The sequence below is a fragment of the Leifsonia sp. Soil_N53 genome (assembly GCF_057655165.1).
On the sequence record NZ_JBDGMM010000037.1, the window covers coordinates 20,937 to 47,523 of the forward strand.

Below are 26,587 nucleotides of genomic sequence, written 5' to 3' on the forward strand. Positions count from 1 at the left end.
CCGGAGATCTCGGTCGCCACGCGCCGCGACTCTCCGGAGTTACGGTCTTCGCGGGGTACGTCGGTCGGATCTCCGGAGTTACGGTCTTCGCGGGGTGCGTCGGTCGGATCTCCGGAGTTACGGACTCCGCGGCGGCGTGTCGCGTGGAGTCTCCGGAGTTGCTACGCCTCGGCGGCCTCCAGCTCGGCGGTGCCGGTGTAGCGGTAGCGGACGCGGCTGCCGACGGCGCGCTCGTCCAGCGGACGCCACGCGGTGCCGGCATTGTTCGCGCCGTCGACCACGTCGATGTCGCGGATGAGCTCGGCGGGGGCGCCGTCGCGGTAGCCGGTGATGACCTCCGCGTACACCGTGGAGTCCGGGTTGAGCAGCACCGCGATGTAGTGGCTCGACTCCCGGATGTCGTCGGTGGTCACCCACATCCGGTTGTCGAACTGCACGTGCGCGCGGCCGTCGGCCCCGCGTTTGACGCCGGTCACGATGCCGTCGAGCCAGCGTTCGCCGTCGCGGTAGGCGAAGAGCTCGCGCATGGGCTGTTCGTAGTCGGCCTCATCGGCCCCGTCGGCGTCCAGGTACTCCAGCGGTGAACTCATGCCCGCACCTTACCCCCGCACCCCGCGCTTCCGCGAGGTCGAGTCTCAGCCGCCCGACGCGCTCTGCGCCGCGAGCTCGGCGGCGAGGATCGGCGCCAGGTCGCCCCGCGCGCCCTCGGCGACCACGACATCGCCGAGGCCCTGCCAGGCGGCCGTCTCGCCGAGCAGCGGGACGAGGCGCTCGGCCACGCGGCCGGCGTCGCCGTCCTCCGTCCAGGCGGACTGGACCCGCAGCACGCCGGCTTGACGGTCGCTCTTGAGGTCGATGCGGCCGACCAGCTCGTCGTCGAGCAGGATGGGCAGCGAGTAGTACCCGTACACGCGCTGCGGCGCCGGCGTGTAGATCTCGATGCGGTAGTGGAACCCGAACACCCGCAGCGCCCGGTCGCGGAACCAGACGACCGGGTCGAAGGGCGACAGCAGCGCCGCCGTCTCGATGCTGCGCGGCTTGCGCGCGTCGCGGTGCAGCCAGGTCGTGAGCGGCCGGTCTCCGGCGCCGTTCCAGCCCTTCACCTGCACCGGGATCACCTCGCCGGCGTCCTCCAGCTCCTGCAGCGCGACCGCGACGGCCGGACCCTTCAGCCGGTAGTAGTCGGCGAAGTCCCGGACCGTGCCGATGCCGTGCGCGACGGCGGAGCGGCGCATCAGCTCCCGGATGGCGTCGGCGTCGCTCACCGTGCGGTCGAGCACGCTCGCCGGGAGGACGTCCTCCACCAGCCCGTAGCGGCGCTGGAAGCGCGTGCGGCCGGCGATGGCGACCTCGCCGAACAGGAACATCCGCTCCAGCGCGCGCTTGACCTCCGACCAGCCCCACCACGGCCCGGAGCGCCGGTTGGCGTCGTGCTCGATCTCGCTGGCCGCGAGCGGGCCTTTGGCGGCCAGCTCGCTGCGCAGCCACGTCAGCGTCGACTCGTGGGCGGCGAACCAGGCGTTGCCGGTGCCGTACCGCTCCTGATATTGGCGCATCCGCCAGCGGAACAGCGGCCAGTCCTCCTTGCGGACGAACGCCGCCTCGTGCGCCCAGTACTCGGTGTGCGGACCGCGCGCGTCGAAGGTCAGCCGGTCGAGCAGGCTGCGGTCGTAGGCGCCGAGCCGGGCGAACGCCGGCAGGTAGTGGCTGCGCTCGAACACGTTCACCGAGTCGATCTGCAGGAGGTTGATGCGGTCGATGAGCCCGTTGAGCTGGCGCGCGCCCACGACGGCGGGGCGCGGGCGGCCGAAGCCCTGGGCGGCGAGCGCGATGCGGCGCGCGAGGGCGGGGGAGAGCTGTTCGACCACGGGTCGACCCTAGCGGCAAGGTCTGACACTGGACGTTCACCGACTGGACACCGCCCGCTGGCCCACGCGTATCCCAACGTCCCTAGCGTGGCGACGAGCCGGGTCGCACTTCCCGGCCGACAACCCGTGCACTGGAGGATATTCCGTGATCAACAAGCGCGCCCGCATCGCCGGACTCGCCGCAGCGGCCGCCGTCGTGGCCCTCTCGCTCGCCGCCTGCTCCGGCGGCGCCGACGCGAGCAGCAGCACCGGGGGCGACAAGGCCGCCACCGCCACCGACGTCGCCTCCGCCGGTGGGATGGACGCTCTCGTCGCCGCCGCGAAGAAGGAGGGCAGCCTCAACATCATCGCGACGCCGGGTGACTGGGCCAACTACCAGGAGATCTTCGACGGCTTCACCAAGAAGTACGGCATCACGATCAACCCGAGCCAGGACAGCGCGTCCAGCCAGGAGGAGATCGACGCCGCCAAGAAGCTGAAGGGTCAGGACACCGCTCCCGACACCTTCGACATCGGCTCGTCGGTGGCGCTCGCGAACACGCAGTACTTCGCGCCGTACAAGCCGACCGGCTTCGCCGACATCCCGGCCGCGCAGAAGGAGAAGGACGGCCTCTGGAAGGTCGGCTACTACGGCGTCATGTCCGTCGGCTACGACGCGAACAAGATCAAGACCGCGCCGAAGTCGTTCGCCGACCTGCTCAAGCCGGAGTTCAAGGGCGCCGTCGCGCTCAACGGCAACCCGACCCAGGCGGCCGCCGCGGCGGGCGCCGTCGCGTACGCCGACCTCCAGAACGGCGGCACGCTGGACGACCTGACCCCGGGCATCGACTGGTTCACCAAGCTGAAGGCTGCGGGCAACTGGAACGCCGCCGACGGCAAGCCGAACACCATCGCGTCCGGCGAGACCCCGGTCCTGCTGGACTGGTCGTTCAACCAGAAGGGCTACGCCACGTCCGACACGATCAAGTCGGGCGGCGTGAACTGGAAGTACGTCGTCCTCCCGGGCACCGCGTACGTCGGCTACTACAACCAGGCCATCAACAAGGACGCCCCGCACCCCGCGGCCGCCCGGCTCTGGGAGGAGTACCTCTACAGCGACGCTGCGCAGAACGCCTGGCTGAAGGGCGGCGCCTACCCGGCCCGCGTCGACGCCATGGAGAAGGCCGGCACGCTCGACACCAAGGACTTCCCGGGCAAGCTGGAGAAGGTCGCCGTGATGACGGACAAGCAGGCCACGGACGCCGGCACCCTGCTCAACGCCAAGTGGGCCAACGCGGTCGGCTGATGACCGAAACCATCGCCGCACCCGCGGCCGACGCTGCCGCCGGGGTCGCCTCACGCGACTCCCGGCGGCAGCCGTCGTCGGCGGCGCAGCCGCCCCGTTCCACGCGCGGCCGCGGCCGGCGCCGCGGTGTCGCCGCCGCGCTCGGCCTCACCCCGTTCGCCCTCTACGTCGTGATCTTCCTCGCCGTCCCGACCCTGGTCGCGGTCGGCAGCGGCTTCGTGGACGCCGACGGCCGATTCACCTGGGCCAACCTCACCGGTCTCGCCGAGCCGGCCATCGCCGGCTCGTTCTTCGGTGCGTTCTGGCTGTCGGCCGTGACCGCCATCGTCGGCGCGGTCGCCGGAGCCGCGCTGTGCTTCGCGATGCTCGGTTCGCGCCAGGGCGGCGCCGCGCGGTCCCTCGTCGACTCCGCCAGCAGCGTCCTCGCCCAGTTCGGCGGCGTCATGCTGGCCTTCGCGTTCATCGCCACGATCGGCGCGCAGGGCCTGGTGACGGTGCTGCTGCGCAACACCTTCCACCTCGACATCTACGCGAACGGCGTGTGGCTCTACACCGTGCCCGGCCTGATCCTGCCGTACCTGTACTTCCAGATCCCGCTCATGGTCATCACCTTCCTGCCCGCACTGGAGGGCCTGCGCCCGCAGTGGCTGGAGGCGACCGCGACCCTCGGCGGCACCCGCTGGACCTACTGGACCCGGGTCGGCGGGCCGATTCTGCTGCCGTCGTTCCTGGGCAGCCTGCTGCTGCTGTTCGCCAACGCGTTCTCGTCGTACGCCACCGCGGCGGCCCTCGTCGGCCAGGCGAACAACATCGTGTCGCTGCAGATCCGCCAGGCGCTCATCTCCGAGACCGTGCTGGGCCGGGCGAACCTCGCCGGCGCGATGGCGCTCGGGATGCTCGCGGTCATGGTCGTCGTCATGCTCGCCTACTCGGCGCTGGTGCGCCGGACCGCCCGGTGGCAGCGATGAGCCGGCGCGCGCAGCCGCTGCGCCTCGGTCCCGGCCCGGTCGTCCGTACGGTGATCTGGGTGGTGCTCGGCGCGTTCTTCCTCATCCCGCTGTTCTCGATGCTCGAGTTCACGCTGCGCACCGCGAAGCCGGGGGTCTACAGCTTCGACCGCTGGGCGGCCGTGTTCGGAGGCGAGACCACGCGGTACGACCGCGTCTACCAGGGTCTCGGCAACTCGCTCGTGCTCGCGGTGGTCACGGTCGCGATCGTCCTGCTCGTGCTGCTGCCGACCATCGTGCTCGTCGAGCTGCGCTTCCCGAAGCTGCGCCGGCTGCTGGAGGGCGTCTGCCTGCTGCCGATCATGATCCCGGCGATCGTGATGGTGGTCGGCCTCGCGCCGACCTACGCCGTCGTGACGAGCGTGTTCGGCTCCGGCGCCTGGACGCTCGCCTTCGCGTACGGCATCACCGTGCTCCCGTACGCGTATCGGGCCATCCAGAGCAACGTGGCGGCCGTCGACATGACGACGCTCAGCGAAGCCGCGCGCTCGCTCGGCGCCCGGTGGGGCATCGTGTTCTGGCGCGTGCTCGTGCCCAACCTGCGCCGCGGGATCCTTGCCGCCTCGGCCCTGTCGGTCGCCGTGGTGCTCGGCGAGTTCACCATCGCCTCCCTGCTCAGCCGCGTCAACCTGCAGACTTCGCTGTTGCTGGTGTCGCAGTCCGACCCGTTCGTCGCGGTCATCTTCGCGCTCCTCGCGCTGGTGTTCGCGTTCGTCCTCCTCTTCGTCGTCGACCGGGCCGTCAGCGCCCGGCGGCGCGTCGCGAAAGGCTCGTAGATGTCCGCACTCGAAACCGCCCCGCGCCTCGGCTCGACCGTCGCGCTCGAAGGGCTCGTCCGCGACTTCGGCGGAGGCGCCGGCCTGGCCGGGTTCTCGCTCGCGGCCGAGCCGGGGGAGTTCATCGCCCTGCTCGGGCCGTCCGGCTGCGGCAAGACCACCGCGCTGCGCTCGCTCGCCGGGCTGGAGCGGGTGGACTCCGGCCGCATCCTCATCGACGGCCGCGACGTCACCGACGAGCCGACCAACCGGCGCGACCTCGGCATGGTCTTCCAGTCGTACTCGCTGTTCCCGCATCTCACCTCCGGCCAGAACGTGGAGTTCGGGCTGCGGATGCGCAAGGTCCCGGCAGCCGAGCGCCGTCGTCGCGCCCTGGAGACCCTCGAGCTGGTCGGCCTCCACCACCACGCCGAGCGCTACGCGCACCAGCTCTCCGGCGGTCAGCAGCAGCGCGTGGCGCTCGCCAGGGCACTGGTCACCGAGCCGCGCGTCCTCCTGCTGGACGAGCCGCTGTCGGCGCTCGACGCCAAGGTGCGCGTGCAGCTGCGCGAGGAGATCCGCCGCCTCCAGACCGAGCTCGGGATCACGACCTTCTTCGTGACGCACGACCAGGAGGAGGCGCTCGCCGTCGCCGACCGGGTCGCGGTCATGCGCGCGGGCGCGATCGAGCAGATCGGCTCGCCGGAGGAGCTCTACCACCGGCCGGCGACGGCGTTCGTCGCGGAGTTCGTCGGGCTGACCAACCGCGTGCCGGGGACGGTGTCGGGCGGCGTGCTCGCCGTGCTCGGCCAGACGGTGCCGCTCGCGGCGCCCGCGGCGGACGGGCCGGTCACGGCGTACCTGCGCCCTGAGGACGTGCTGCTGGCGGGCGACGGGATCCCGGCCGAGGTGCTGACGACCAGCTTCCTCGGCGCGCTGCGCCGCACGCGGGTGCGCCTCGCGGACGGGTCCGAGCTCGCCGTCCAGCACGGTGCGCGCGACCTCCCCGTGCCGGGCGAGCACGTGCGCCTCGCGCTGTCGGGCACGCCCGTCACCGTCGCGCCGGAGGCCTAGCCTCCGCCCGGAATCCGTGGAGGCACGGTCGCGCATCGCGGGCGGCGTCAGTAGAGTAATCCTCATGTCTGGCATCGTCCCGGGGGCGGACGCCGAGTATTCGGACGCCATCGACCCCTCAACATTCGTGAAGACCCTCTCGCCGAGTGACGTGGTCACTCGGATCCGCCCGGGCGACATCCACTGGTGGCCGCCCTTCTTCTTCCCGATCGACACCATCAGCCCGACCCACACGGTCGGCAAAGGCCGCACCAACCTGACGCTGATCGCGTCGGACATCATGCAGACCGACACCACCGGCACGCCGTACGCGTCGTTCAGCTTCCGGCAGGTCCCGTCCGGCGGCCCGGGCGTCTCCGTGCACTTCGACCCGGGAGCCTACGGGGCCACGGGAGTCGCGAGCTACGTCGTGGAGTTCCTGATCGCCACGAGCGGCCCGGTGTCGCTCACGGTGGGAGGCTACGCCGGACCGGGGACCGTCTCCGGCGCCGGCGTCAAGACCGTGAACGGCAACGTCTCGGTCTCGGTCCGCCTCAACAACGTCCCACCCAACCAGATCACCTACGCCTCGATCCAGCAGACGTCGTCCGGCCCCGGCTGGCAGTGGTTCTCGACCTCCATCGAGCACCCGCCACTCGTGTTCGAACCCTGATCGGAGCTCGCTGAGCGATCCTTCAGGAACCACCGCTGAGCGCGCCTAGACTGGCGGGCATGGCAGAGAGCGACGCTCCGGCAGCGCAGAATCCGTCCGTCCCGCCGGCCAGGGCGCGCTTCCTGAAGCGTCGGCGCGACCTCGCGGCGCGCACCGAGCCGGCCGAGCCCGTGGCGGAGTCGCTGCCGCGCGGCGTCCGCCTGGCGGGTGCCTGGTCGTGGCGTCTGCTGGTCATCGGTGCGGTGATCGCCGTGGCGATCTTCCTCATCGTCCAGCTCCGGCTCATCGTCGTCCCGGTGCTGATCGCCGTGCTCCTCGCGGCGCTGCTGGTGCCGTTCAAGGACTTCCTGATCCGGCGCCGCTGGCCGCACTGGCTGGCGATCGTCGTCACCGTCGTCACTCTCGTCGTGGTCGTGGGCGGACTGTTCTACCTCGCGATCTGGCAGGTCACGCGGGAGAGCCGCGACCTCCAGACCCAGTCGGTCGCGGCGTTCGACGAGTTCCGGCGCTGGCTGACCACCGGGCCGCTCGGCCTCACCAAGGACCAGATCGACAGCGCGTTCCAGTCGATCTGGACGTCCGTGCAGCAGGACAGCCAGGTCTACATCTCCGGCGTGCTCTCGATCGGCTCCACGCTGGGCCACGTGCTCACCGGGGCGCTGCTGACGCTGTTCAGCGTGCTGTTCATCCTCATCGACGGCCGCAGCATCTGGGGCTGGATCGTCCGGATCTTCCCGAAGAACGCGCGCGCGGCCGTCGACGGCGCGGGCCAGGCGGGCTGGCTGACGCTGCGCAACTTCGCGAAGGTGCAGGTGCTCGTCGCTTCCATCGACGCCCTCGGCATCGGCCTCGGCGCGTTCTTCCTCGGCCTGCCGCTGGTGATCCCGATCGCGGTGCTCGTCTTCCTCGGGTCGTTCATCCCGATCGTCGGCGCGGTCATCACCGGCGCACTGGCGGTCTTCATCGCGCTCGTGTTCAAGGGCTGGGTGTTCGCGCTCATCATGCTCGGGGTCGTGCTGCTCGTGCAGCAGATCGAAGGGCACGTGCTCCAGCCGCTCATCATGGGCAGCGCCGTGAAGGTCCACCCGTTGGCCGTTGTGCTGGCGGTCGCGGCCGGGTCGCTGCTGGCAGGCATCCCCGGCGCACTCTTCGCGGTCCCGTTCGTGGCCGTGCTCAACGTGATGGTGCACTACGTCTCGTCGGGAGCGTGGCGCACCCGGCCGCCCGTGGCCACCGTGGCCCCCGAGGGCGCGATCTGGGAGACCGTCCCGCGGCCCCGGCGTGCGCCCCGCGGATAGCGGCAAACGCATACAGTCAGCGGTATATGCGCACCGGTAGGCTGTGCGAGTGGACACGGCGACCGATCCGACGCGCACCCCGTTCGCAGGCCCCGGCCTCGACGAGATCGAAGCGGCGCGCGCAATCGTGGCCAAGGTCGCTCAGCCGACGCCGCTCGAGACCTCGCGGTACCTGACCGACGTGCTCGGCGCACCGGTCATCCTCAAGTGCGAGAACCTGCAGCGCACCGGGTCGTACAAGATCCGCGGCGCCTACCACCGGCTCTCCAAGCTGAACGCGGAGGAGCGGGCGCGCGGCGTCGTCGCCGCATCGGCGGGCAATCACGCGCAGGGTGTGGCCTTCGCCGCCCGCGAGCTCGGCATCCACGCCACGATCTTCATGCCGGTGGGCGTGGCCATCCCCAAGTTCCAGGCGACGCGCGCGTACGGCGCCGACGTCGTGCTGAGCGGCAGCATCGTCGACGAGACCCTGCGGGCCGCGGCCGACTTCGCAGCGGAGACCGGCGCGGTGCTCATCCCGCCGTTCGACCACCCGGACGTCGTCGCCGGGCAGGGCACCCTGGGCCTCGAGATCCTGGACGAAGTGCCCGACGTGCAGACCATCGTCGTTCCGATCGGCGGCGGCGGGCTCATCTCCGGCGTCGCGAGCGCTGTCAAGCAGCGCGCCGCCCGCGAAGGGCGTACCGTGCGGGTCATCGGCGTGCAGGCGGCCAACGCCGCCGCGTACCCGGCGTCGCTCGCCGCGGGCGAGCCGACCGAGATCGGGCTCGTCGCCACCATCGCCGACGGCATCGCGGTCAGCAAGCCCGGCATCCTCAACTTCGCGATCATCCGCGACGCGGTGGATGCCGTTGTCACGGTCACCGAGGACGACATCGCCCGCGCGCTGCTGGTGCTGCTGGAGCGCGCGAAGCTCGTGGTGGAGCCGGCCGGAGCGGTCGGCGTGGCGGCGATCCTCGCCGGGCTGATCCCCGAAACCGGCGACGGCACGCAGCCCGGCCCGGTCGTCGCGATCCTCTCCGGCGGCAACATCGACCCGCTGCTCATGCAGCGCGTCATCGCCCACGGCCTCGCGGCCTCCGACCGCTACCTGCGGCTCTCGATCATGCTTCCGGACCGGCCGGGACAGCTCGCCCGCATCGCCGAGATCCTCGCCGGCGTCAACGCCAACGTGGTGGAGGTGCTGCACACGCGGCACGGCACCGGCTTCCAGCTCAGCCAGGTGGAGCTCGACGTCTCCGTGGAGACCCGCGGCACGGAGCACCGGCAGCAGGTCATCCAGGTGCTCCGCTCCGCCGGTTACGACCCCGTCCTCCACGAGGAATGACGAAAACCGCCGGGCGCGCAGACAGTCTGCGCATTCGGCGGTTCTCGAGAGGATTCGGGCGTACCCGAGCGGCTACTGGCCGGTGTAGGTCTCGACCTTGACGATCGTGACCGGGATCTGGCGGCCGTTCGGAGCGGTGTACTCGGTCGCGTCGCCGGTGTTGAGCCCGAGGATGGCGGCGCCCAGCGGGCTCTGCTCGCTGTAGACGGGGAGCTCCGTGCCGGCCGCGATCTCGCGGTTTCCGATCAGGAAGACGCTCTCGTCGCCCGCGATGGTCGCGGTCACGACGGTGCCGGGCTCGACGACGCCGTGGCTCTCCGGCGCCTCGCCGACCGTGGCGCTGCGCAGCAGGTTGGTGAGCTGCACGATGCGGGCCTCGATCTTGCCCTGTTCGTCCTTGGCGGCGTGATAGCCGCCGTTCTCCTTGAGGTCGCCCTCCTCGCGCGCCGCCTCGATGCGCTTCGCGATCTCGTTGCGGCCGTTGACGCTGAGCTCCTCGAGTTCGGCCGACAGCCGCTCGTACGCGTCCTGGGTCAGAAACGTGACCTGAGACTCCTGGGACATGATGAACTCCTTCGCGCCTGCGGCCTGAGCCGCGTCGGCTGACGACCGGCCGGAGCCGGCCGGGACGGTGCCGGTGGGTAAAGTAGACGCCCCGGCCTCGGCCGGGGCGTATCCAGAGAATGTTAGGTCAGCCAGCAGGTGTTAATCAAACCCGTGTTGCTCTGCTGGATGGTCCGGATCGTCTCCGTGTGCGTCGTCACCCGCGAAACGGAGCCGGGATAGCTCACGATCCGCCAGCCCACGATGGCGAAGTCCTCGTTCAGCGCCTGCAGCGCGCAGGTGACCCCGGTGCCGGGCTGGGCGTTGATGGTGAAGGTGATGCGGACGTGGTGGGCGTCCGGGATCACATAAGCGGTGTCGGTGGTGTCCAGGTCGACCTGGTTGTTGTCCCAGCCGGCCCAGAACACCCAGGCGGTGACGACGGCGAGGACGCCGACGGCCCCGCCGATCAGGAGCCAGCGGTCGCGGCGGCGGCGCGTGGGAGTGCGGCCGTAGCGGGATGCGAGGGTCTCGGACGGCGCCTCGGTCTCGCGTGCCATGTCCTCGCCGTCCGCCTCTCAGGGGCTTCGTTCAGGCCCGCCGTCGGGGTGACGGTAGGCTCAGACAAGACTAGGAGACGAAGCTGTGAATCGCGCTTCGCGCCTCCCGAACCACCCGACCCGAAAGCGAAGCCCGCCATGCGTCAGAACGACCCGTCCGCAGCGTTCGTGCAGGCCGTGTGATGGGCGAACTGCTGCTGAAGGCGGGCGTCTGGCTGGCCGCGACCCCCACGCCGTCGCCGACCTCGGGGCCGAGCGACGACTCGGTGACGCCCGGCGTGGTCGGCTTCACCGTCACGTTCCTGATCGCTGTGGCCGCGGTGCTGCTGGTCCTCGACATGACGCGGCGCATCCGCCGCGTGCGCTACCGCGAGGAGATCGCGCAGAAGCTGGACGCGGAGGCCGGCGAGCCGAAGGACGGCGCCGAGCCGGACGACACGGACGGCGACACCCGACGCTGAGTCAGCCCAACGCTGAGTCAGCCCGGCGCTGAGTCAGCCGTTGTACGCGGGATGCAGCGCGATCAGCAGCGTGGCCGTCCAGTGGCAGAGGAACGCCAGCACCGTCAGGGTGTGGAAGATCTCATGGAATCCGAACACCCCGGGGAAGGGGTTCGGCTTCTTGATCCCGTAGATCACGGCGCCGATCGTGTACAAGACACCGCCGACGCAGACCAGCACCATCATCGCCACGTTGGCGTCCACCAGGTCGGCGATGTACATGATCGCCGCCCAGCCGAGCAGCAGATAGATCGGCACGTACAGCCAGCGCGGGGCCGAGATCCAGAACACTCGGAAGCCGATGCCGAGCAGGGCGCCGCCCCACACGAAGCAGAGCAGCACGATGCCCTTCGACGGCGGCAGCGCGAGCACCGCGAGCGGTGTGTAGGTGCCGGCGATCAGCAGGAAGATGTTGGCGTGGTCGATGCGCTTGAGCACGACCTTCGTGCGTGGCTTCCAGTTGAAGCGGTGGTAGAGCGCGGAGTTGCCGAACAGCAGCATCGACGTGAGCATGAAGACCGCCGACGCCCACTTGGCCGGAGCGCCCTGGGCCAGGGAGATGAGCACGATGCCCGCGGCGATGGTCACCGGGAACGTGCCGGCGTGGATCCAGCCGCGCCAGGTCGGCTTGATGTCGGCCGGGTAGGCGGGGGACGCGTCCAGCAGCGGGATGTTCGGCAGCAGCGGCCCGCGCGACTCGTCCTCCTTGACGGCGGCGTCGGCGGGCGGGAGGTCGGCGGCCGGCTCGGTGAGCATCTCGGCCACGTCCTCGGGCTCGGGGGCGTTTCGCGGCGTCATGGAGCAAGAGTAGGGGAGACGAGTGGCCGGATGCTGGGAACCGGGCCGTTCCGGGGGCGCTAACGTAGCTGCGTGAGCAGACGGAGTTCCGAGACGGCCAACGGGTTGCTTTACGGCCTGTACCAGAAACGGCTTCGGCGCTATCTCAGCGACCTCGGCCCGGAGTCGCTGCCGCGGCACGTCGCCATGATCATCGACGGCAACCGGCGCTGGGCCCGGCAGGCGGGCATGGCGACGGTCGGACACGGCCACCGCGCGGGAGCCGCCAAGATGCGCGAGTTCCTGGAGTGGTGCGACGGCCTCGGGATCGAGGTCGTGACGCTCTACCTGCTGTCGTCCGACAACCTCACCAACCGTCCGAGTTCCGAGCTGTCCGAGCTCATCGAGATCATCGCCGAGCTCGCCGACGACCTCTCCCGGTACCGCGACTGGCGCGTCAAGCACGTCGGCTCGACGGCCGGCCTCCCCGAGCAGCTGGTCGCCGCCCTGGCGGACGCCGAGAAGCGCACCGCCGGCAACACCGGCCTCCACATCAACCTCGCCGTCGGGTACGGCGGGCGCAAGGAGATCACGGACGCCATGCGCAGCATCGTCGCGGCGCACTCGGCGGAGGGCGGCAGCCTGGAGACGCTCGCCGACCTCCTCACCCCCGATCTCATCGGCGAGCACCTCTACACGGGCGGCCAGCCCGACCCCGACCTCGTCATCCGCACCTCGGGGGAGCAGCGGCTCAGCGACTTCATGCTCTGGCAGAGCGCGCACAGCGAGTTCTACTTCGTGGAGGCGCTCGGCCCTGACCTCCGCGAGGTCGACTTCCTGCGCGCGATGCGCGACTACTCGCGCCGCCACCGCCGGTACGGGTCCTGATCCGCAGCCGGACGCGCGCAGAATTCGCGTAGTCGGCGGCTCCGGCGGCAGGATGGACCCCGGAGGTCACGATGACGACGATCGAGGAGTTCGCCGCCGGGTTCGGCGAGGAGCCGGGGTACCTGGACTACGGCCGGGTCGGCCCGGTGTCCGCGACGGTCCGCGCCGAGGCGCTGGGCCAGTACGAGGTGCTCGGCAAGGCGCGCTTCGGCACGGTCGACCGGATGCACGCCGAGAACGAGCGCGTGCGCGACGCGATCGGCACGCTGACCGGCTTCCCCGCCGAGCAGATCGCCTTCCAGCCGAACGCCTCCACCGGGCTGATGCACGCCGCGTTCGGCCTCACCGGCGGCGACCTGCTGGTGTCGCCGGCCGAGTTCCCGAGCGTGACCTACGCCGCCGCGCGCGCCGCGCAGGCGATGCGCGTCGTGACGCCGGTGTGGTTGCAGACCGACCACGGCCGGGTCACGCCGGCGCAGATCAAGGAGCAGCTCACCGACTCCACGAGCGCGGTGATGGTGAGCCTGGTCGACTCGCGCACCGGCTACCTCGCGGACATCGACGGGATCCGCCAGGTGATCGGGGACCGCCTCCTCATCGTCGACGCCATCCAGGGCTTCGGGGTGGTCGAAGCGCCGTACGAGGTCGCCGATGTCGTCGTCTCCGGCGGCCAGAAGTGGACGCGCGCGGGCTGGGGCACCGGCTTCCTCGCGCTCAGCGAGCGGGCGATCGAGCATCTGACACCCGTCTTCAGCGGCTGGGTGGGAACGGGTGCGGGCGAACTGTGGGACGAAATCGTCGAGCCGGCGAAGACCGCAGCGGCCTTCACGGTGTCGAATGCGGACCCGGTCGCCGAGGCCCGGTTCGCCGCCGCCCTGGAGGAGGTCGCTGCCGTCGGCGTCGCCGAGATCTCCGCGGCGATCTCCGACCTCGCCGAACAGGTGATCGACCTCGCCGACGAGTTCGCCGTGCCGGTCGCCTCCTCGCGCAACGCCGCCGAGCGCGCGGGGATCGTCGTGCTGGAGCCGCTGCCCGAACAGCTCACGGTCCTGGCGGCCTCCCTGTTCAACCACGGCGTCAGCGCCAAGGTGCGCACGACGAGCGCGCGGCTCAGCGTGCACGCCGGCACCACCGGGGAGACGCTGGACATGCTGCGCGCGGCGCTCACCTCGTACGCCTCGGCGGCCTGATCCGCGCCTCCCAGAACTGGGGGCGAATGTTCACCTGAACGAAACACGACACGCGGTCGCGCGATCTGCGCATGTCGCCGGTGCGGCGTACGTTCGACTCATCGGGCACGGCGCCCGATCGAGACGGCCACATAAGTTCGTTTCGAAACCCAACTGGCCGGCTCGCCAATGATCCGCCGGCTCCTGCGGAAGCGGAGCGGCGGGGTGGGAGTGGTCGTGGCTGAATCAGGAACCCGGCAGTTCGAGTCGGCGCCCAGCGGAACCCGTCAGGACGAGCGCACGTACGTGCTCGACACATCGGTTCTGCTGTCCGACCCCAAGGCGATCTTCCGGTTCGCCGAACACTCTGTCGTCATCCCTGTCGTCGTCGTGAGCGAGCTGGAGGGCAAGCGCAACGATCCGGAGATCGGGTACTTCGCGCGGCAGGCGCTGCGCAACCTGGACGATCTGCGCGTCCAGCACGAACGGCTCGACTTCCCGATCCCGGTGGGGGACGGCGGCTCGCTGCGGGTGGAGCTGAACCACTCCAACATGTCGGTGCTGCCGAGCGGCATGCAGCTCGGCGACAACGACTCGCGCATCCTCGCGGTGGCGATGAACCTCGCGAACGACGGGCTGGCGGTCACGGTCGTCTCCAAGGACCTCCCGATGCGCGTCAAAGCGTCGTCGATCGGCCTGGCGGCGGAGGAGTACCGGCACGAGCAGGTCGTCGACAGCGGCTGGACGGGCCTGGCGGAGATCTCCCTCGGCAGCGACCAGATGAGCGCGCTCTACGAGAACGAGTGGATGAGCACCTCGCAGGTCGACGCGCTCCCGGTGAACACCGGCCTGATCGTGCACTCGGACCGCGGCTCGGCCCTGGGGCGGGTCGTCGCGGACGGCGAGCTGAAGCTGGTCCGCGGCGACCGCGACGTCTTCGGCCTGCACGGGCGCTCGGCGGAGCAACGGCTGGCCATCGACCTCCTGCTCGACCCCGAGATCGGCATCCTGTCGCTCGGCGGCCGGGCAGGCACGGGCAAGTCGGCGCTCGCGCTGTGCGCCGGGCTGGAGGCCGTGCTGGAGCGTCAGCAGCACAAGAAGATCATGGTGTTCCGGCCGCTCTACGCGGTCGGCGGCCAGGAGCTCGGCTACCTGCCGGGCGACCAGGGCGAGAAGATGAACCCCTGGGGTCAGGCGGTGTTCGACACGCTCGGCGCGCTGGTGTCGCAGAACGTGCTGGACGAGGTGCTGGACCGCGGCATCCTGGAGGTGCTGCCGCTCACCCACATCCGCGGCCGCTCGCTGCACGACGCGTTCGTGATCGTGGACGAGGCGCAGTCGCTGGAGCGGAACGTGCTGCTGACCGTGCTCAGCCGTGTCGGGCAGAACTCGCGGGTGGTGCTGACCCACGACGTGGCGCAGCGCGACAACCTCCGGGTCGGCCGGCACGACGGCGTCGCCTCGGTGATCGAGACGCTCAAGGGCCACCCGCTGTTCGCGCACGTCACGCTGACGCGCTCGGAGCGGTCGGCCATCGCGGCGCTCGTGACGGAGATGCTGGAGGGCAACGAACTCGCCTGAGGGCTGTGCACAGTTCCGGGATACCGGTATCGACTGTGGATTCGTGATCCCACCGGACTCTCGCGCCTAGCGTGAGGGGATGGGGGACACGACGCTACGGATCGCCGTCGCGGTCGGTCTGGGCGTCGCGCTGCTGGCCGCGCGCGACGCCGGACCGGCCGCGATCGGTGCGCTCTACGTCGCCGCGGTGACGGCGGCGCTCGTCCAGTACGACGTGCGCGAGCTGCGGCTCCCGAACGCTCTCGTGCTCCCCGGGGCTGCGTTCGTGGCGGTCGGTGCGGTGTGGAGCTCGCTCGCTCTCAGTGACTGGCGGGTCGCGGTCGCCGCGGCCGTCTGCGGTGCGGGTGCGCTCGTCGGGTTCGTCGTGCTGGCGTCGGGTGACGGACTCGGGATGGGCGATGTGAAGCTCGCGGCGGTGCTGGCTGCGGCGCTCGCGGCGGTGGCGGCGGAGCGCGGACAGCCGCTGGAGGAGGCCGTGACGGTCGTCGGGTGCTGGGCGGTCCTGTCGTTCGTGACTGGGACGACGGTGGCGTGGCTGGCGGTCAGCGGTCGCGGGGTGAGGCCGCGGCTGCCCGCTGCGGTGGCGTTCGGGGAGGTGCCGTTCGGGCCGGTGCTGCTGGGGACGTTCTGGGGGTTCGTGCTGCTGGGGTGACCGCCGTGCGAAACAGTGAGGCGCCCCTCCCGACGACGCGGGAGGGGCGCCTCGATCGAACGGCTCGCGAGCGGTCCGGGTCCGGGCTCAGCCCGGGTGGGTCATGCTCAGCACGTCGAGCGCCGAGTCCAGCTGCTCCTCGGTGACCTCGCCGCGCTCGACGAAGCCGAGGTCGATCACGGCCTCCCGCACGGTCATGCCCTGGGCCACGGCGTGCTTGGCCACCTTGGCGGCGGCCTCGTAGCCGATCACGCGGTTCAGCGGCGTCACGATCGACGGGCTCGACTCGGCGAACGCGCGGGCGCGGTCGAGGTTGGCCTCCAGGCCCGTCACGGTCTTGTCCGCGAGCACCCGGCTGGCCTGGGTGAGCAGGCGGATCGACTCCAGCAGCGCGGTGCCCATGACCGGGATTGCCACGTTCAGCTCGAACAGGCCGGAGGCGCCGCTCCACGCGATCGTCGCGTCGTTTCCGACGACCCGGGCGGCGACCATCAGCACGGCCTCCGGGATCACCGGGTTGACCTTGCCCGGCATGATCGACGAGCCCGGCTGCAGGTCGGGGATGTGCAGCTCGCCGAGACCGGTGTTGGGGCCGGAGCCCATCCAGCGCAGGTCGTTGCAGATCTTGGTGAGGCTGACGGCGATCGTGCGGAGCGCGCCGGAGGCCTCCACCAGGGCGTCCCGGTTGGCCTGGGCCTCGAAGTGGTTGCGCGCCTCGGTGATGGGCAGCTCGGTCTCGGCGGTCAGCAGCTCGATCACCAGCTGCGGGAAGCCGATCGGGGTGTTGATGCCGGTGCCGACGGCGGTGCCGCCGAGCGGGACCTCCGCGACGCGGGTCAACGCGGCCTGGACGCGCTCGATGCCGTAGCGGATCTGCGCGGCGTAGCCGCCGAACTCCTGCCCGAGCGTGACCGGGGTGGCGTCCATCAGGTGCGTGCGGCCGGACTTGACGGCGGTCGCCCAGCGCTCCGCCTTCTCCTCCAGCGCCACCGCGAGGTGGTCGAGTGCCGGGATCAGGTCGTCGATCAGGGCCCCGGTGACGGCGATGTGCACCGAGGTCGGGAAGACGTCGTTGGACGACTGCGACGCGTTGACGTGGTCGTTCGGGTGCACCGGACGGCCGAGGCGGCGCGAGGCGAGCGTCGCGAGCACCTCGTTCATGTTCATGTTCGAGGAGGTGCCGGACCCGGTCTGGTAGACGTCGATCGGGAAATCGCCGTTGTGCGCGCCGGAGACGACCTCGTCCGCGGCGGCCGCGATTGCCTCGGCGACGTCCGCGTCGAGGACGCCGAGGCGCGCGTTCGCGAGCGCCGCCGACTTCTTGATGCGGGCGAGCGCGGCGATCTGAGCCGGCTCGAGAACCGACCCGGAGATCGGGAAGTTCTCGACGGCGCGCTGCGTCTGCGCGCCGTACAGGGCGGCCGCGGGAACCCGCACCTCGCCCATCGTGTCGTGCTCGATGCGGTACTCGGAGCCCGCCTGCGTGTCCACCACGGTGTGTTCTTCCTTTCTGGGCCCGGGCGCGTCAGCGCCCGAGTGTTGGGTCGGCGACCGGTTCGGCCAGTCCGACGACGGCGTCGGGGACGACCCGACCTTCCTGGAGCACGTAGTTCGCTCCGACGATGGCGAGGAGATTGGCGGCGACGGCGTCGCTGATGATCTCCGAGCGTGCGAGGAGCTCCCCGACGGTGTCGCGCAGGTGCAGGCGCCCCACCTCGGCTGCGTCGACCGCGGCAGGCTCGACGGCCTGGCCCGGGGCGGTGCCGGCGACCCGGTGGACCGCGGGCACGATCGGTGCGATGAGCTGCGCGATGTGCGGCGGCAGCGGGTCGGCGCCGTCGGCCTGCGACGCGATGGCGGAGGCGACCGCCCCGCAGGCGTCGTGCCCGAGCACCAGGATGAGCGGGACGTTCAGCACGGCGACCGCGTACTCCAGCGAGGCGATCGCGGAGTCGGAGGCGACCTGTCCGGCGTTGCGGACCACGAACGCGTCGCCGAGGCCGAGGTCGAAGATGATCTCGGCGGCGAGCCGCGAGTCGGCGCAGCCGAAGATCGCGGCCACCGGGCTCTGCCCCTGCGCGACGGTCTCCCGGCGCTCGACGTCCTGCCGCGGGTGCTGCGGCGCTCCCGAGACGAAGCGCTCGTTGCCGGCGAGCAGTTCGTTCCAGATCCGGCCGGGGCGCGTCGTGGGCATCTAGTTTCCTCCTGGGGTGGGTGAGCCGAGGGAGTGGAGCTGGTCGGAGAGCGAGGCGGCGACCGCCGTGAACTCGGCGTCGGCGGCGGTGCCGAAGACGACGACGGTGCTCTTTCCGGCGCTCGTCACGAGCGCGTAGGCGACATTGCCCGCGTCGGAGCCGGCCGCGCGGTTGTCGTAGACGTCCCACTTCACGCCGTCGATCTCGCGGGTGCCGGCGATCCGGGTGCGGTTCACCTGGTCGGCGACCCAGCTGTCGTTCGCGCCGAAGCCCTGCGTGACGCCGATGTACTGGCCCTTCGGGGTGAGCAGCCCGATGTACCAGGCGTCGACGCCGTCGGCGGTCTTGGTGCGCAGCTCCGCGCTGTTCGAGGTCCAGGCGGAGGGGAGCCGCGGCACCACGAGCCGGTCGGGCTCGCTGCCCTGCGCCTGCTGGGCGACGGCGGCGTAGTCGACAGCGGGCGCCGACGAGGTCGGGTTGCCGCGCGGCACGACGAGCACGATCACGGCGACCAGGGCGACCGTGGCGATCAGCGAGTAGACGAGGTTGTTGACCGTCTGCCGGTTGCGGTGGTTCGCGGAGTTCTGCGCCTTGCGGGCGGCGGTCTCCTCCGGCGTCTCCGGGCGGCCGAGCTCGGCGACGATCGCAGGAGGCTTCGCGGCGGTGCTGCTGCGGGTTCGGGGGCTCATTCGGCTTCCGACACGCTCCCTGCCGCAGCGGTCACGGTGCCGGCGCGCGCGGCGTCCAGCCGGGCCTTCGCGCCGATCAGCCACTCCTCGCAGTGCCGGGCGAGCGCCTCGCCCCGCTCCCAGAGCGCGATGGACTCCTCCAGAGTCGTGGAGCCCTGCTCGAGCTCGGTGACGACACGGACGAGCTCGTCCCGCGCCTCCTCGTAGCTGAGCGTGCTGATCTCCGGGGTGGGCATGGCATCCATTCTATTTGTCTCGCTGGGCGGCCGCTGGATCCGGATCGCCCGCCGGCGACGGCAGCGGATCGCCGGCCGTCGCCGCGAACGCGCCTCCCGCCACCGTCACCCGCACGGCGGCGCCCGCGGGCGCCTCGGCCGGCGAGGTGATGACGTGTCCCGCCGCGTTCTGCACGATCGCGTAGCCGCGGTCGAGGGTCGCCTGCGGCGAGAGCGCGCGGAGCTGGCCGCGGAGCTCGGCGATGCGCGTGGTCTCCCGGTCGGCTCGGCGCTCGACCAGCTCGACGCCGCGGGCGACGTAGCGGGTGAGCTCCTGGGCCCGGGAGTCCACGATCCAGCCGGCGGAGGCCAGCACCGGGCGGGTGCGCAGGTGTCCGATGCGGTCGATCTCGTGGGTGATCATGTGCGTGAGCCGCGTCCCGATCCGGATGCGGGCCTGCTGCACGCGCGTCAGCTCCTCCGCGACGTCCGGGACCACCCGCTTGGCGGCGTCGGTCGGCGTCGAAGCCCGCAGGTCGGCGACGTCGTCCAGCAGCGGCCGGTCGGCCTCGTGGCCGATGGCGCTCACGATCGGCGTCACGGCCTCGGCGGCCGCCCGCACCACGCGCTCGTCGCTGAAGCCGAGCAGGTTCTGGAAGTCGCCGCCGCCGCGCGCGACGATGATGACCTCCACCTCGGGGTCGGCGTCGAGGGTGCGAATGGCCGACACGACCTCCGGCACTGTCCGGTCGCCCTGCACCGCCGCGTGGACGACGCGGAAGCGCACCTGCGGCCAGCGCAGCTGCGCGTTGCGGAGCACGTCCTTCTCGGCGTCGGAGTCCTTGCCGGTCACCAGGCCGATGGTGTGCGGGAGGAAGGGCAGCCGCTTCTTGCGCTCGGCCGCGAACAGCCCCTCCGCGGCGAGCTGCGCGCGCAGCCGTTCCAGCCGCTCCAGGAGGTCGCCGAGGCCGACGTGGCGCATATCGCTCACCTGCATGGTGAGGCTGCCGCCCTTGACCCAGTAGTTGGGCTTCACCGCCGCGATCACCCGGTCGCCCTGCTTGAGGTCGGCGGGGATGCGCGCCTTCACCGACGACCAGATGCTGAAGCTGATCGTCGCGTCCTCGCGGAGGTCCTTCAGCTTGCCGTAGACGTTGCCGCCGGAGACGCCCCACTGCGTGATCTCGCCCTCGACCCACGCGGTGCCGAGCCGGTCGATCCAGCCGCGGATGCGGTCGGCGAGCAGCGCGACCGGCCACGGGGCGTCCAGGGTCGGCGGTCCCGGGTTCATCGTCGGAGCACCCGACGTACCGCCAGCGACCTGTGCCACCCGGCCTCCCATCCGTTGATCAGCGCCCACCGCGTACGATCGAAGGGTGAGCGATGCGACCATCAGCCTCCCCATGCCCCGGATCCCCGTCAAACGGGACGCCGGCGAGCGCGGGCGGCTTCAGGATATCCCGGTCCAGGGACACAAGCGCGTGCTGCTGGCGGCGCCGCGCGGCTACTGCGCGGGCGTCGACCGCGCTGTCGTGGCGGTCGAGAAGGCGCTCGAGCACTACGGCGCGCCGGTGTACGTGCGCAAGCAGATCGTCCACAACGTCCACGTCGTGTCCGAGCTGGAGCAGCAGGGCGCGATCTTCGTCGACGAGGTCGACGAGGTGCCCTCCGGCGCCCACGTGGTGTTCTCCGCCCACGGCGTCTCGCCCGCGGTCGTGAACGCCGCGGCCGAGCGCGGCCTCCTGGCCATCGACGCCACCTGCCCGCTCGTGACCAAGGTGCACCGCGAGGCCGTGCGCTTCGCCCGCGACGACTTCGAGATCCTGCTGATCGGCCACGAAGGCCACGAGGAGGTCGAGGGCACCGCGGGGGAGGCCCCCGAGCACGTGACGCTCGTCAACGGCCCGGAGGACGTCGACCGCATCCAGGTGAAGGACCCGGACAAGGTGGTGTGGCTCTCCCAGACCACGCTGTCCGTGGACGAGACGATGGAGACGGTGCGCCGGCTCCGCGAGCGCTTCCCGAACCTCCAGGACCCGCCCAGCGACGACATCTGCTACGCGACGCAGAACCGCCAGGTCGCGATCAAGAAGGTCGCTGAGGATGCCGACCTGGTGATCGTGGTCGGCTCGGCCAACTCGTCCAACTCGGTGCGCCTCGTGGAGGTCGCCCTCGAGTACGGTGCGAAGGCCGCGTACCGCGTGGACTACGCCAGCGAGATCCGCCAGGAGTGGCTCGACGGCGTCGCCACGGTGGGCGTGACGAGCGGAGCGTCCGTGCCCGAGGTGCTGGTGCAGGAGGTGCTGGCCGACCTCTCCGGTGCGGGCTACGCCGAGGTCCAGGAGGTCAAGACGGCGGAGGAGGACCTGATGTTCTCGCTGCCGAAGGAGCTCCGCAAGGACATCAGCGGCAAGCAGGACTCCCGCGCCCTCGGGGGCCGCTCCCAGTCCTGACGCGCGGCGTGCGACGTCAGACGGCGCGTGCTGACGCGGGGTCGGCGGCGGCTGAGCCGCCGAAGGCGGGGCGGTAGACGGGCGTCTCGGCGAGCTCCACCACATCCGCGACGACCACCGAGATGTTGTCGCGCGCCTGGTGCAGCAGCGCCAGCGCGACCAGCGCGTCGGCGGCCTCCTGGGGCGTGGCCGCCGCCACGAGGGTCTCGGCGACGTCGGCGACAGGCACATAGTCGGTCAGCCCGTCGCTGGTCAGCAGCCAGCGGTCGCCGCGGCGCGCCGGCTCGGCGGCGACGTGCAGCGCGGCGGCGTCCTCCGGGTCCCCGCCGAGCACATGCGTGACAACCGACCGGAGCGGATGGTGCGCGACGTCGGCCTCCCCGATCGCGCCCGTGGCGAGCAGTTCGCGCACCAGGGAGTCGTCCTGGGTGATCTGGTCGAGGATGCCGTCGCGCAGGCGGTAGGCGCGGGAGTCGCCGGTGTGCGCGACGGCGATGCGCTCGCCGTCCGAGAACACGCCGACGAGCGTGGTGGCCATGCCGGTCAGCGCCGGGTCGACGCGGACGCGGAGCGCGAGGTCGGAGTTCGCGACGGCGACGAGCTCGCGCAGCCGCTCCTCGCCGGAGACGCGGCCCTCCGTGGCGTCCAGCATCGACGCCAGCCGGATCGCGACGGTGGCCGAGGCGATCTCGCCGGCCGCGTGCCCGCCGACCCCGTCGGCGACGAACGCCGACCACGCCGACGCGTAGAGCGAGTCCTCGTTGCCCTCGCGGTAGTCCCCGCTGACCGAGCCGTACCCGGTCTCGAAGCCGAGCGGAGCGGGCGGCGCGGCCGGCTCGCCGGAGAGGATGTCGTCGGCGTTGACCGCGATCCAGCCCATCAGCGGGAGCAGGAGCCCGGTCACCTCCCGGCCGCGCGCGGTGAGGCTGTAGTCGACGCGCGGCGGGACGGTCGGCTGTGCCGTGCGCAGCACGAAGCCGTCCTTCTCGAGGGTGCGGAGGGTCTGGGCGAGCATCTTCTCGCTGATGCCCTGCACAGTGCGGCGCAGCTCGCCCCAGCGCAGGTCGCTGCGGCCGAGCGCGACCAGCACGAGCACGCCCCAGGTGCTGGTGACGTGGTTGAGCACGATGCGCGACGGGCACTCCGACGGGAGGACTCCGTCGGTGAAGCCGAGTGCTTCGAACGACTCGAATCTGGTGTCCACGTCAGTAACTTACCGAAAAGTGGGTACCTCCGACAGGGAAGTTTCGGGACGGGACCGGAGTTGCCACCGACGACCGACCGAAAGGAAACACCCATGACCATTGTCGTCACCGGAGCCACTGGACACCTCGGACGCCTCACCGTGGACGCCCTCCTCGACCGCGGAGTGCCCGCCGCCGACATCCGCGCCCTGGGGCGCAGCGCCGAGCGGCTCGCCCCGCTGGCCGCACGTGGCGTGCAGACGGCCGTCATCGACTTCGAGAAGCCGGAGACCCTGGACGCGGCGTTCGCCGGAGCCGACGCCCTCCTGCTCGTCTCGGGCTCGGAGGTCGGCCAGCGCATCCCGCAGCACCGCAACGCCATCGACGCCGCCGTGCGCGCGGGCGTCGGCCGCATCGTCTACACCAGCGCCCCGCACGCGACCGACACGGACCTCGTGCTCGCGCCCGAGCACGCCGAGACCGAGCGGCTGCTGACGGCCTCCGGCCTCCCGGCGACGGTGCTGCGGAACAACTGGTACACGGAGAACTACGTCGGGCAGCTGGATGCAGCCGCCGCGACGGGGGAGCTGGTCGGCAGCGCGGCGGCCGGCCGGGTCGCCAGCGCCTCCCGCAAGGACTATGCGGAGGCCGCCGCGGTGGTCCTCACCACCGACGGCCACGAGGGTGCGGTGTACGAGCTCTCCGGCGACGTCGCGTGGACGTTCGACGACCTCGCCGCGGCCGTCGGCGAACTGCTCGGGCGTCCGGTCGCGTACCGCTCGGTGACCCCGGAGGAGCACGGCGAGGCGCTGCGCGAGGCCGGGCTCGACGAGGGGACCGCCGGGTTCGTGGTCGCGCTCGACGGCAACATCCGGGACGGCGCGCTCGCCGACGCCCCGGGGACGCTCAGCGAACTGATCGGCCGGCCGACGACGCCGCTCGCCGTGGGGCTCGCGGAGTCGCGCGCGGCCTGAACACCGCGGGGGTCCGGCGGCTCAGGCCGAGGTCGTGGACCCCGGTGTCGGCACCGGGCTCGTGGGCACCGGGCTCGGTGTCGCCGGGCCCGGTGTCGCAGGGGCAATCCCGTTGTAGTAATCCAGCAGCACCGGGTCCGTCGAGAAGATCATCCCCAGGATCACGAAGAGGGTGAGGAACGCCAGGATCCCGGCGACCAGCGGGACGTAGAACGCCAGGCGCTTCTGCACGAGCAGCCAGACCGACAGCCCGAGCGAGACCGCCCAGATGCCGGCCATGGCGATCGTGCCCCCGGTGATGAGCGGGGCGACCGACGGGTCCTGGACGTACTTGCCGAGGTTCAGCGAGGTGTGCATCAGCTGGATCACCGACGGCAGCCCCTGGAGGGTGCCGATCGTGTACGACATGCCGAAGAAGCCGATGACGAGCAGCACGATCGTGGTCGTGATGTTCCAGCGCGGCGCGTCGGCGCGGAGCTGCGGACTGGACGGGTACGGGCGGCCGTAGGCGTCTCGCCCGGCCGGGCCGTCGTCGTGCGGGACTCCGTCGTACTGACCTGCGCCGTACGGCGCAGGAGGCTGCGCGACGGGAGGCTGCTCGACCTCCGACGCCGCCGGGCTGTGGTGCGTGGTGTCGAGCCGGTCCGCGTCCTGCGGCGGCTTCCACACCCAGCCGGGAGGGGCGAGCTCGCCGTACTGCGGGCGCGGACGTTCGTCCGGCGCCTTCTTCGGGTCGTGCTCGCTCATCCCCCCCAGCCTCCGTGGCTACTTGCCGGAGTGACCGGCGCTGCCGAGCTGCTGCGTGGCCTCCACCACGCGCGCGGCCATCGCGGTCTCGGCGACCTTGCCCCAGGCGCGCGGGTCGTAGGCCTTCTTGTTGCCCACCTCGCCGTCGACCTTCAGCACGCCGTCGTAGTTTTCGAACATGTAGCCGGCGACCGAGCGGGTGAACGCGTACTGGGTGTCGGTGTCGATGTTCATCTTCACGACGCCGTTGCGGACGGCCTCCGCGATCTCGGCGTCCGTCGAGCCGGAGCCGCCGTGGAAGACGAGGTCGAGCGGCTTCGGGCCGGTGCCGTACTTGGCCGCCAGGCCGTCCTGGATCTCCTTGAGGAGCTCGGGACGCAGCTTGACGTTGCCCGGCTTGTACACGCCGTGCACGTTGCCGAACGTGAGCGCGGCCATGTAGCGGCCGTTCTCGCCGAGGCCCAGGGCCTCGACGGCCTTCTCGACGTCGGCGAGGGTCGTGTAGAGGGCGTCGTTGGAGCCCTCGTGACGCACGCCGTCCTCCTCGCCGCCGACAACGCCGATCTCGACCTCGAGGATGGCGTTGATGGCCTTCGTGCGCTTGATCATCTCCTGCGCGATCTCCAGGTTCTCGGCCAGCGGGACCGCCGAGCCGTCCCACATGTGCGACTGGAAGATCGGGTTGCGGCCGGCGCGGACCTCCTCCTCGGAGGCGGCGATGAGCGGCAGCACGAAGTCGTCGAGGGCGCCCTTCGGGCAGTGGTCGGTGTGCAGCGCGACCGTGATGGGGTAGTTCTTGGCGACCTCGGTGGCGAACTTGGCGAAGGCCAGCGCGCCGGTCGCGCGGGCCTTGACCGTCTGGCCCGCGAAGTAGTCGGCGCCGCCGGTGGTCACCTGGATGATGCCGTCACTGCCCGCCTCGGTCAGACCCTGCAGCACGGCGTTGATGGTCTGCGACGAGGAGACGTTGAACGCGGGGTAGGCGAAGCCGCCCGCCTTCGCCTTGTCGAGCATCTCTGCGTACTGGTCCGGCGTGGCGATGGGCATTGGAGCTCCTTGGGATCGGGATGTCGAACGGGACTCATCATACCGACGCGGCCGCACTGCCTCCGGCGACCTCCCCTCGATACACTGGCTTCGCCGTCGTCCGGCGGCCCGATCCGATTCGTCCGGGAGGACCCATCATGACCAGCACCGACACCGCGTCCCTCTTCCTTCATCCCGACCGGAACCTGGCCATGGAGCTGGTCCGGGCGACCGAGGCGGCGGCCATCCGGGCCACCCCGTGGATCGGCCGCGGAGACAAGAACGCGGCGGACGGCGCGGCCGTCGACGCGATGCGCAAGTTCCTCGGCACGGTGAACTTCGACGGGCTGATCGTGATCGGCGAGGGCGAGAAGGACAACGCCCCGATGCTGTTCAACGGCGAGCACGTCGGCAACGGGCGCGGACCGGCCTGCGACATCGCGGTCGACCCGATCGACGGGACCTCGCTGACGGCTGCGGGACGCCAGAACGCGCTGTCGGTCATCGCGGTGTCCGACCGGGGCACGATGCTGGACGCCTCCAGCGTCTTCTACATGGACAAGATCGTCACCGGTCCGGAGGGCCGCGGTGTGGTGGACCTGTCGCAGCCGATCGGGGACAACATCCGCGAGCTGGCGAAGGCCAAGGGCAAGCCGGTGGGCGAGATCCGGGTGGCGGTGCTGGACCGGCCGCGCCACGAGGGTCTCATCGAGGAGATCCGCGCGGCGGGCGCCGGGACGCGCCTGATGCTGGACGGCGATGTCGCCGGCGGCATCAACGCGGCGCGCTACGAGTCGCGCATCGACCTGTGCGTCGGCATCGGCGGCAGCCCGGAGGGCATCACGACGGCGTGCGCGATCAAGGCGATCGGCGGCTTCATGCAGGGCCGGCTCGCCCCCAAGGACGACGCGGAGCGCGCGGGCGGGATCGCCGCGGGCCTGGACATGGACAGGATCTACGGCGCGGACGACCTGGTGAAGGGCGACAACACCTTCTTCGTCGCGACCGGCGTCACCGACGGCGGACTCGTGGAGGGCGTGCGCCGCAAGGGCCCGATCATCCGCACCGAGTCGATCGTGCTGCGCTCGAAGTCGGGCACCATCCGCCGCGTGGTCGCGGACCACCTCGCGGAGAAGTGGCTGTCGGCCGACGAGCTGTGATCGTTCGC

Annotated in this window: 27 protein-coding genes and 2 pseudogenes; 15 read left to right on the forward strand and 14 right to left on the reverse strand. The window is 71.2% G+C overall.

Annotated features, from left to right (window positions below; genetic code table 11):
* Positions 1 to 161: 161 nt before the first annotated feature.
* Positions 162 to 590, reverse strand: a complete 429-nt coding sequence (locus tag AC3A3H_RS03435) for a hypothetical protein (protein ID WP_487613143.1) — start codon at positions 588 to 590, stop codon at positions 162 to 164.
* 45 nt (positions 591 to 635) lie between these two features.
* Positions 636 to 1,868, reverse strand: coding sequence for a winged helix-turn-helix domain-containing protein (locus AC3A3H_RS03440; RefSeq protein WP_487613144.1), 1,233 nt, complete (start codon positions 1,866 to 1,868; stop codon positions 636 to 638).
* 145 nt (positions 1,869 to 2,013) lie between these two features.
* On the opposite strand from AC3A3H_RS03440, the gene AC3A3H_RS03445 reads away from it, so the two are divergent.
* The 7 genes from AC3A3H_RS03445 (at position 2,014) to ilvA (ending at position 9,266) form a co-directional block, all read left to right on the forward strand.
* Positions 2,014 to 3,153: an ABC transporter substrate-binding protein gene (locus AC3A3H_RS03445; protein ID WP_487613145.1), complete on the forward strand. Its 1,140-nt coding sequence runs from the start codon at positions 2,014 to 2,016 to the stop codon at positions 3,151 to 3,153.
* Positions 3,132 to 4,121 carry an ABC transporter permease gene (locus AC3A3H_RS03450; RefSeq protein ID WP_487613146.1) on the forward strand — a complete coding sequence of 330 codons (990 nt, stop codon included), beginning with the start codon at positions 3,132 to 3,134 and terminating at the stop codon, positions 4,119 to 4,121. The genes AC3A3H_RS03445 and AC3A3H_RS03450 overlap by 22 nt, the downstream gene beginning before the upstream one ends.
* A complete protein-coding gene (locus AC3A3H_RS03455; RefSeq protein WP_487613180.1) occupies positions 4,118 to 4,936 on the forward strand; it encodes an ABC transporter permease in 819 nt (272 codons plus the stop codon). Before AC3A3H_RS03450 ends, AC3A3H_RS03455 begins: the two co-directional genes overlap by 4 nt.
* Complete coding sequence (locus AC3A3H_RS03460; RefSeq protein WP_487613147.1) at positions 4,937 to 5,989, forward strand: ABC transporter ATP-binding protein; 1,053 nt, start codon at positions 4,937 to 4,939, stop codon at positions 5,987 to 5,989.
* Between the two features lie 64 nt (positions 5,990 to 6,053).
* Entirely contained in the window at positions 6,054 to 6,641 is a 588-nt protein-coding gene (locus tag AC3A3H_RS03465; RefSeq protein ID WP_487613148.1) for a hypothetical protein, read from the forward strand.
* 59 nt (positions 6,642 to 6,700) lie between these two features.
* Positions 6,701 to 7,939, forward strand: coding sequence for an AI-2E family transporter (locus AC3A3H_RS03470; RefSeq protein WP_487613149.1), 1,239 nt, complete (start codon positions 6,701 to 6,703; stop codon positions 7,937 to 7,939).
* A 49-nt stretch (positions 7,940 to 7,988) separates the two neighbouring features.
* Positions 7,989 to 9,266 (forward strand): threonine ammonia-lyase, encoded by a 1,278-nt coding sequence (gene ilvA / locus AC3A3H_RS03475; RefSeq protein WP_487613150.1) that lies wholly within the window; start codon positions 7,989 to 7,991, stop codon positions 9,264 to 9,266.
* Between the two features lie 72 nt (positions 9,267 to 9,338).
* Here ilvA and greA read toward each other — a convergent pair whose 3' ends face one another.
* Complete coding sequence (greA, locus tag AC3A3H_RS03480; RefSeq protein ID WP_487613151.1) at positions 9,339 to 9,830, reverse strand: transcription elongation factor GreA; 492 nt, start codon at positions 9,828 to 9,830, stop codon at positions 9,339 to 9,341.
* Positions 9,831 to 9,952: 122 nt separating this feature from the next.
* Positions 9,953 to 10,369, reverse strand: a complete 417-nt coding sequence (locus AC3A3H_RS03485) for a DUF4307 domain-containing protein (protein ID WP_487613152.1) — start codon at positions 10,367 to 10,369, stop codon at positions 9,953 to 9,955.
* A gap of 182 nt (positions 10,370 to 10,551) precedes the next feature.
* On the opposite strand from AC3A3H_RS03485, the gene AC3A3H_RS03490 reads away from it, so the two are divergent.
* Positions 10,552 to 10,830, forward strand: a complete 279-nt coding sequence (locus AC3A3H_RS03490; RefSeq protein ID WP_487613153.1) for a hypothetical protein — start codon at positions 10,552 to 10,554, stop codon at positions 10,828 to 10,830.
* Between the two features lie 33 nt (positions 10,831 to 10,863).
* Here AC3A3H_RS03490 and trhA read toward each other — a convergent pair whose 3' ends face one another.
* The gene (trhA, locus tag AC3A3H_RS03495) at positions 10,864 to 11,667 is read right to left on the reverse strand and encodes a PAQR family membrane homeostasis protein TrhA (RefSeq protein WP_487613154.1); all 804 of its coding nucleotides are present in this window, start codon (positions 11,665 to 11,667) and stop codon (positions 10,864 to 10,866) included.
* Between the two features lie 72 nt (positions 11,668 to 11,739).
* Between trhA and AC3A3H_RS03500 the strand changes: the two genes are divergently transcribed.
* The 4 genes from AC3A3H_RS03500 to AC3A3H_RS03515 all read left to right on the forward strand — a co-directional run bounded on the left by AC3A3H_RS03500 (position 11,740) and on the right by AC3A3H_RS03515 (position 15,936).
* On the forward strand, positions 11,740 to 12,534 hold the full coding sequence (locus AC3A3H_RS03500) for an isoprenyl transferase (RefSeq protein WP_487613155.1): 795 nt from the start codon (positions 11,740 to 11,742) through the stop codon (positions 12,532 to 12,534).
* A gap of 71 nt (positions 12,535 to 12,605) precedes the next feature.
* On the forward strand, positions 12,606 to 13,724 hold the full coding sequence (locus tag AC3A3H_RS03505) for an aminotransferase class V-fold PLP-dependent enzyme (RefSeq protein ID WP_487613156.1): 1,119 nt from the start codon (positions 12,606 to 12,608) through the stop codon (positions 13,722 to 13,724).
* Between the two features lie 210 nt (positions 13,725 to 13,934).
* Positions 13,935 to 15,284 carry an RNA 5'-3' helicase PhoH2 gene (phoH2, locus tag AC3A3H_RS03510; RefSeq protein WP_487613181.1) on the forward strand — a complete coding sequence of 450 codons (1,350 nt, stop codon included), beginning with the start codon at positions 13,935 to 13,937 and terminating at the stop codon, positions 15,282 to 15,284.
* Positions 15,285 to 15,363: 79 nt separating this feature from the next.
* Entirely contained in the window at positions 15,364 to 15,936 is a 573-nt protein-coding gene (locus AC3A3H_RS03515; protein ID WP_487613157.1) for a prepilin peptidase, read from the forward strand.
* Between the two features lie 87 nt (positions 15,937 to 16,023).
* Here the strand turns inward: AC3A3H_RS03515 and AC3A3H_RS03520 are convergent, their stop codons facing one another.
* The 5 genes from AC3A3H_RS03520 to xseA are packed head-to-tail and all read right to left on the reverse strand — an operon-like array spanning position 16,024 to position 20,326.
* Positions 16,024 to 17,430 (reverse strand): class II fumarate hydratase, encoded by a 1,407-nt coding sequence (locus AC3A3H_RS03520; protein WP_487613158.1) that lies wholly within the window; start codon positions 17,428 to 17,430, stop codon positions 16,024 to 16,026.
* A 31-nt stretch (positions 17,431 to 17,461) separates the two neighbouring features.
* On the reverse strand, positions 17,462 to 18,130 hold the full coding sequence (locus tag AC3A3H_RS03525; protein WP_487613159.1) for a carbonic anhydrase: 669 nt from the start codon (positions 18,128 to 18,130) through the stop codon (positions 17,462 to 17,464).
* On the reverse strand, positions 18,131 to 18,820 hold the full coding sequence (locus tag AC3A3H_RS03530) for a DUF4245 domain-containing protein (protein WP_487613160.1): 690 nt from the start codon (positions 18,818 to 18,820) through the stop codon (positions 18,131 to 18,133). It abuts the gene before it with no gap.
* On the reverse strand, positions 18,817 to 19,065 hold the full coding sequence (locus AC3A3H_RS03535) for an exodeoxyribonuclease VII small subunit (RefSeq protein ID WP_487613161.1): 249 nt from the start codon (positions 19,063 to 19,065) through the stop codon (positions 18,817 to 18,819). The genes AC3A3H_RS03530 and AC3A3H_RS03535 overlap by 4 nt, the downstream gene beginning before the upstream one ends.
* A gap of 1 nt (position 19,066) precedes the next feature.
* The gene (gene xseA, locus AC3A3H_RS03540; protein ID WP_487613182.1) at positions 19,067 to 20,326 is read right to left on the reverse strand and encodes an exodeoxyribonuclease VII large subunit; all 1,260 of its coding nucleotides are present in this window, start codon (positions 20,324 to 20,326) and stop codon (positions 19,067 to 19,069) included.
* A gap of 112 nt (positions 20,327 to 20,438) precedes the next feature.
* On the opposite strand from xseA, the gene AC3A3H_RS03545 reads away from it, so the two are divergent.
* A complete protein-coding gene (locus tag AC3A3H_RS03545; protein ID WP_487613183.1) occupies positions 20,439 to 21,488 on the forward strand; it encodes a 4-hydroxy-3-methylbut-2-enyl diphosphate reductase in 1,050 nt (349 codons plus the stop codon).
* A gap of 16 nt (positions 21,489 to 21,504) precedes the next feature.
* Here the strand turns inward: AC3A3H_RS03545 and AC3A3H_RS03550 are convergent.
* Positions 21,505 to 22,221, reverse strand: a pseudogene (locus AC3A3H_RS03550) (PP2C family protein-serine/threonine phosphatase); the annotation flags it as partial.
* Between the two features lie 87 nt (positions 22,222 to 22,308).
* Positions 22,309 to 22,692 (reverse strand): annotated as a pseudogene (locus AC3A3H_RS03555) (winged helix-turn-helix transcriptional regulator); the annotation flags it as partial.
* 93 nt (positions 22,693 to 22,785) lie between these two features.
* Here AC3A3H_RS03555 and AC3A3H_RS03560 point away from each other — a divergent pair.
* Positions 22,786 to 23,646 carry an SDR family oxidoreductase gene (locus tag AC3A3H_RS03560; RefSeq protein ID WP_487613162.1) on the forward strand — a complete coding sequence of 287 codons (861 nt, stop codon included), beginning with the start codon at positions 22,786 to 22,788 and terminating at the stop codon, positions 23,644 to 23,646.
* Between the two features lie 21 nt (positions 23,647 to 23,667).
* Here AC3A3H_RS03560 and AC3A3H_RS03565 read toward each other — a convergent pair whose 3' ends face one another.
* Both AC3A3H_RS03565 and fbaA read right to left on the reverse strand, forming a co-directional pair.
* On the reverse strand, positions 23,668 to 24,393 hold the full coding sequence (locus tag AC3A3H_RS03565) for a DUF6264 family protein (RefSeq protein ID WP_487613163.1): 726 nt from the start codon (positions 24,391 to 24,393) through the stop codon (positions 23,668 to 23,670).
* Positions 24,394 to 24,411: 18 nt separating this feature from the next.
* Complete coding sequence (gene fbaA / locus AC3A3H_RS03570; RefSeq protein WP_487613164.1) at positions 24,412 to 25,440, reverse strand: class II fructose-bisphosphate aldolase; 1,029 nt, start codon at positions 25,438 to 25,440, stop codon at positions 24,412 to 24,414.
* A gap of 137 nt (positions 25,441 to 25,577) precedes the next feature.
* On the opposite strand from fbaA, the gene glpX reads away from it, so the two are divergent.
* Positions 25,578 to 26,579, forward strand: a complete 1,002-nt coding sequence (gene glpX / locus AC3A3H_RS03575; protein ID WP_431349243.1) for a class II fructose-bisphosphatase — start codon at positions 25,578 to 25,580, stop codon at positions 26,577 to 26,579.
* Positions 26,580 to 26,587 lie beyond the last annotated feature (8 nt).

Coding starts and splice junctions, on each gene's coding strand:
- AC3A3H_RS03435 (WP_487613143.1), bottom strand. CDS start 590: ATGAGTTCACCGCTGGAGTACCTGGACGCCGACGGGGCCGATGAGGCC.
- AC3A3H_RS03455 (WP_487613180.1), top strand. CDS start 4,118: ATGAGCCGGCGCGCGCAGCCGCTGCGCCTCGGTCCCGGCCCGGTCGTC.
- AC3A3H_RS03460 (WP_487613147.1), top strand. CDS start 4,937: ATGTCCGCACTCGAAACCGCCCCGCGCCTCGGCTCGACCGTCGCGCTC.
- AC3A3H_RS03465 (WP_487613148.1), top strand. CDS start 6,054: ATGTCTGGCATCGTCCCGGGGGCGGACGCCGAGTATTCGGACGCCATC.
- AC3A3H_RS03470 (WP_487613149.1), top strand. CDS start 6,701: ATGGCAGAGAGCGACGCTCCGGCAGCGCAGAATCCGTCCGTCCCGCCG.
- greA (WP_487613151.1), bottom strand. CDS start 9,830: ATGTCCCAGGAGTCTCAGGTCACGTTTCTGACCCAGGACGCGTACGAG.
- AC3A3H_RS03485 (WP_487613152.1), bottom strand. CDS start 10,369: ATGGCACGCGAGACCGAGGCGCCGTCCGAGACCCTCGCATCCCGCTAC.
- AC3A3H_RS03490 (WP_487613153.1), top strand. CDS start 10,552: ATGGGCGAACTGCTGCTGAAGGCGGGCGTCTGGCTGGCCGCGACCCCC.
- trhA (WP_487613154.1), bottom strand. CDS start 11,667: ATGACGCCGCGAAACGCCCCCGAGCCCGAGGACGTGGCCGAGATGCTC.
- AC3A3H_RS03505 (WP_487613156.1), top strand. CDS start 12,606: ATGACGACGATCGAGGAGTTCGCCGCCGGGTTCGGCGAGGAGCCGGGG.
- AC3A3H_RS03515 (WP_487613157.1), top strand. CDS start 15,364: ATGGGGGACACGACGCTACGGATCGCCGTCGCGGTCGGTCTGGGCGTC.
- AC3A3H_RS03525 (WP_487613159.1), bottom strand. CDS start 18,130: ATGCCCACGACGCGCCCCGGCCGGATCTGGAACGAACTGCTCGCCGGC.
- AC3A3H_RS03530 (WP_487613160.1), bottom strand. CDS start 18,820: ATGAGCCCCCGAACCCGCAGCAGCACCGCCGCGAAGCCTCCTGCGATC.
- AC3A3H_RS03535 (WP_487613161.1), bottom strand. CDS start 19,065: ATGGATGCCATGCCCACCCCGGAGATCAGCACGCTCAGCTACGAGGAG.
- xseA (WP_487613182.1), bottom strand. CDS start 20,326: ATGAACCCGGGACCGCCGACCCTGGACGCCCCGTGGCCGGTCGCGCTG.
- AC3A3H_RS03545 (WP_487613183.1), top strand. CDS start 20,439: ATGCCCCGGATCCCCGTCAAACGGGACGCCGGCGAGCGCGGGCGGCTT.
- AC3A3H_RS03560 (WP_487613162.1), top strand. CDS start 22,786: ATGACCATTGTCGTCACCGGAGCCACTGGACACCTCGGACGCCTCACC.
- AC3A3H_RS03565 (WP_487613163.1), bottom strand. CDS start 24,393: ATGAGCGAGCACGACCCGAAGAAGGCGCCGGACGAACGTCCGCGCCCG.
- fbaA (WP_487613164.1), bottom strand. CDS start 25,440: ATGCCCATCGCCACGCCGGACCAGTACGCAGAGATGCTCGACAAGGCG.
- glpX (WP_431349243.1), top strand. CDS start 25,578: ATGACCAGCACCGACACCGCGTCCCTCTTCCTTCATCCCGACCGGAAC.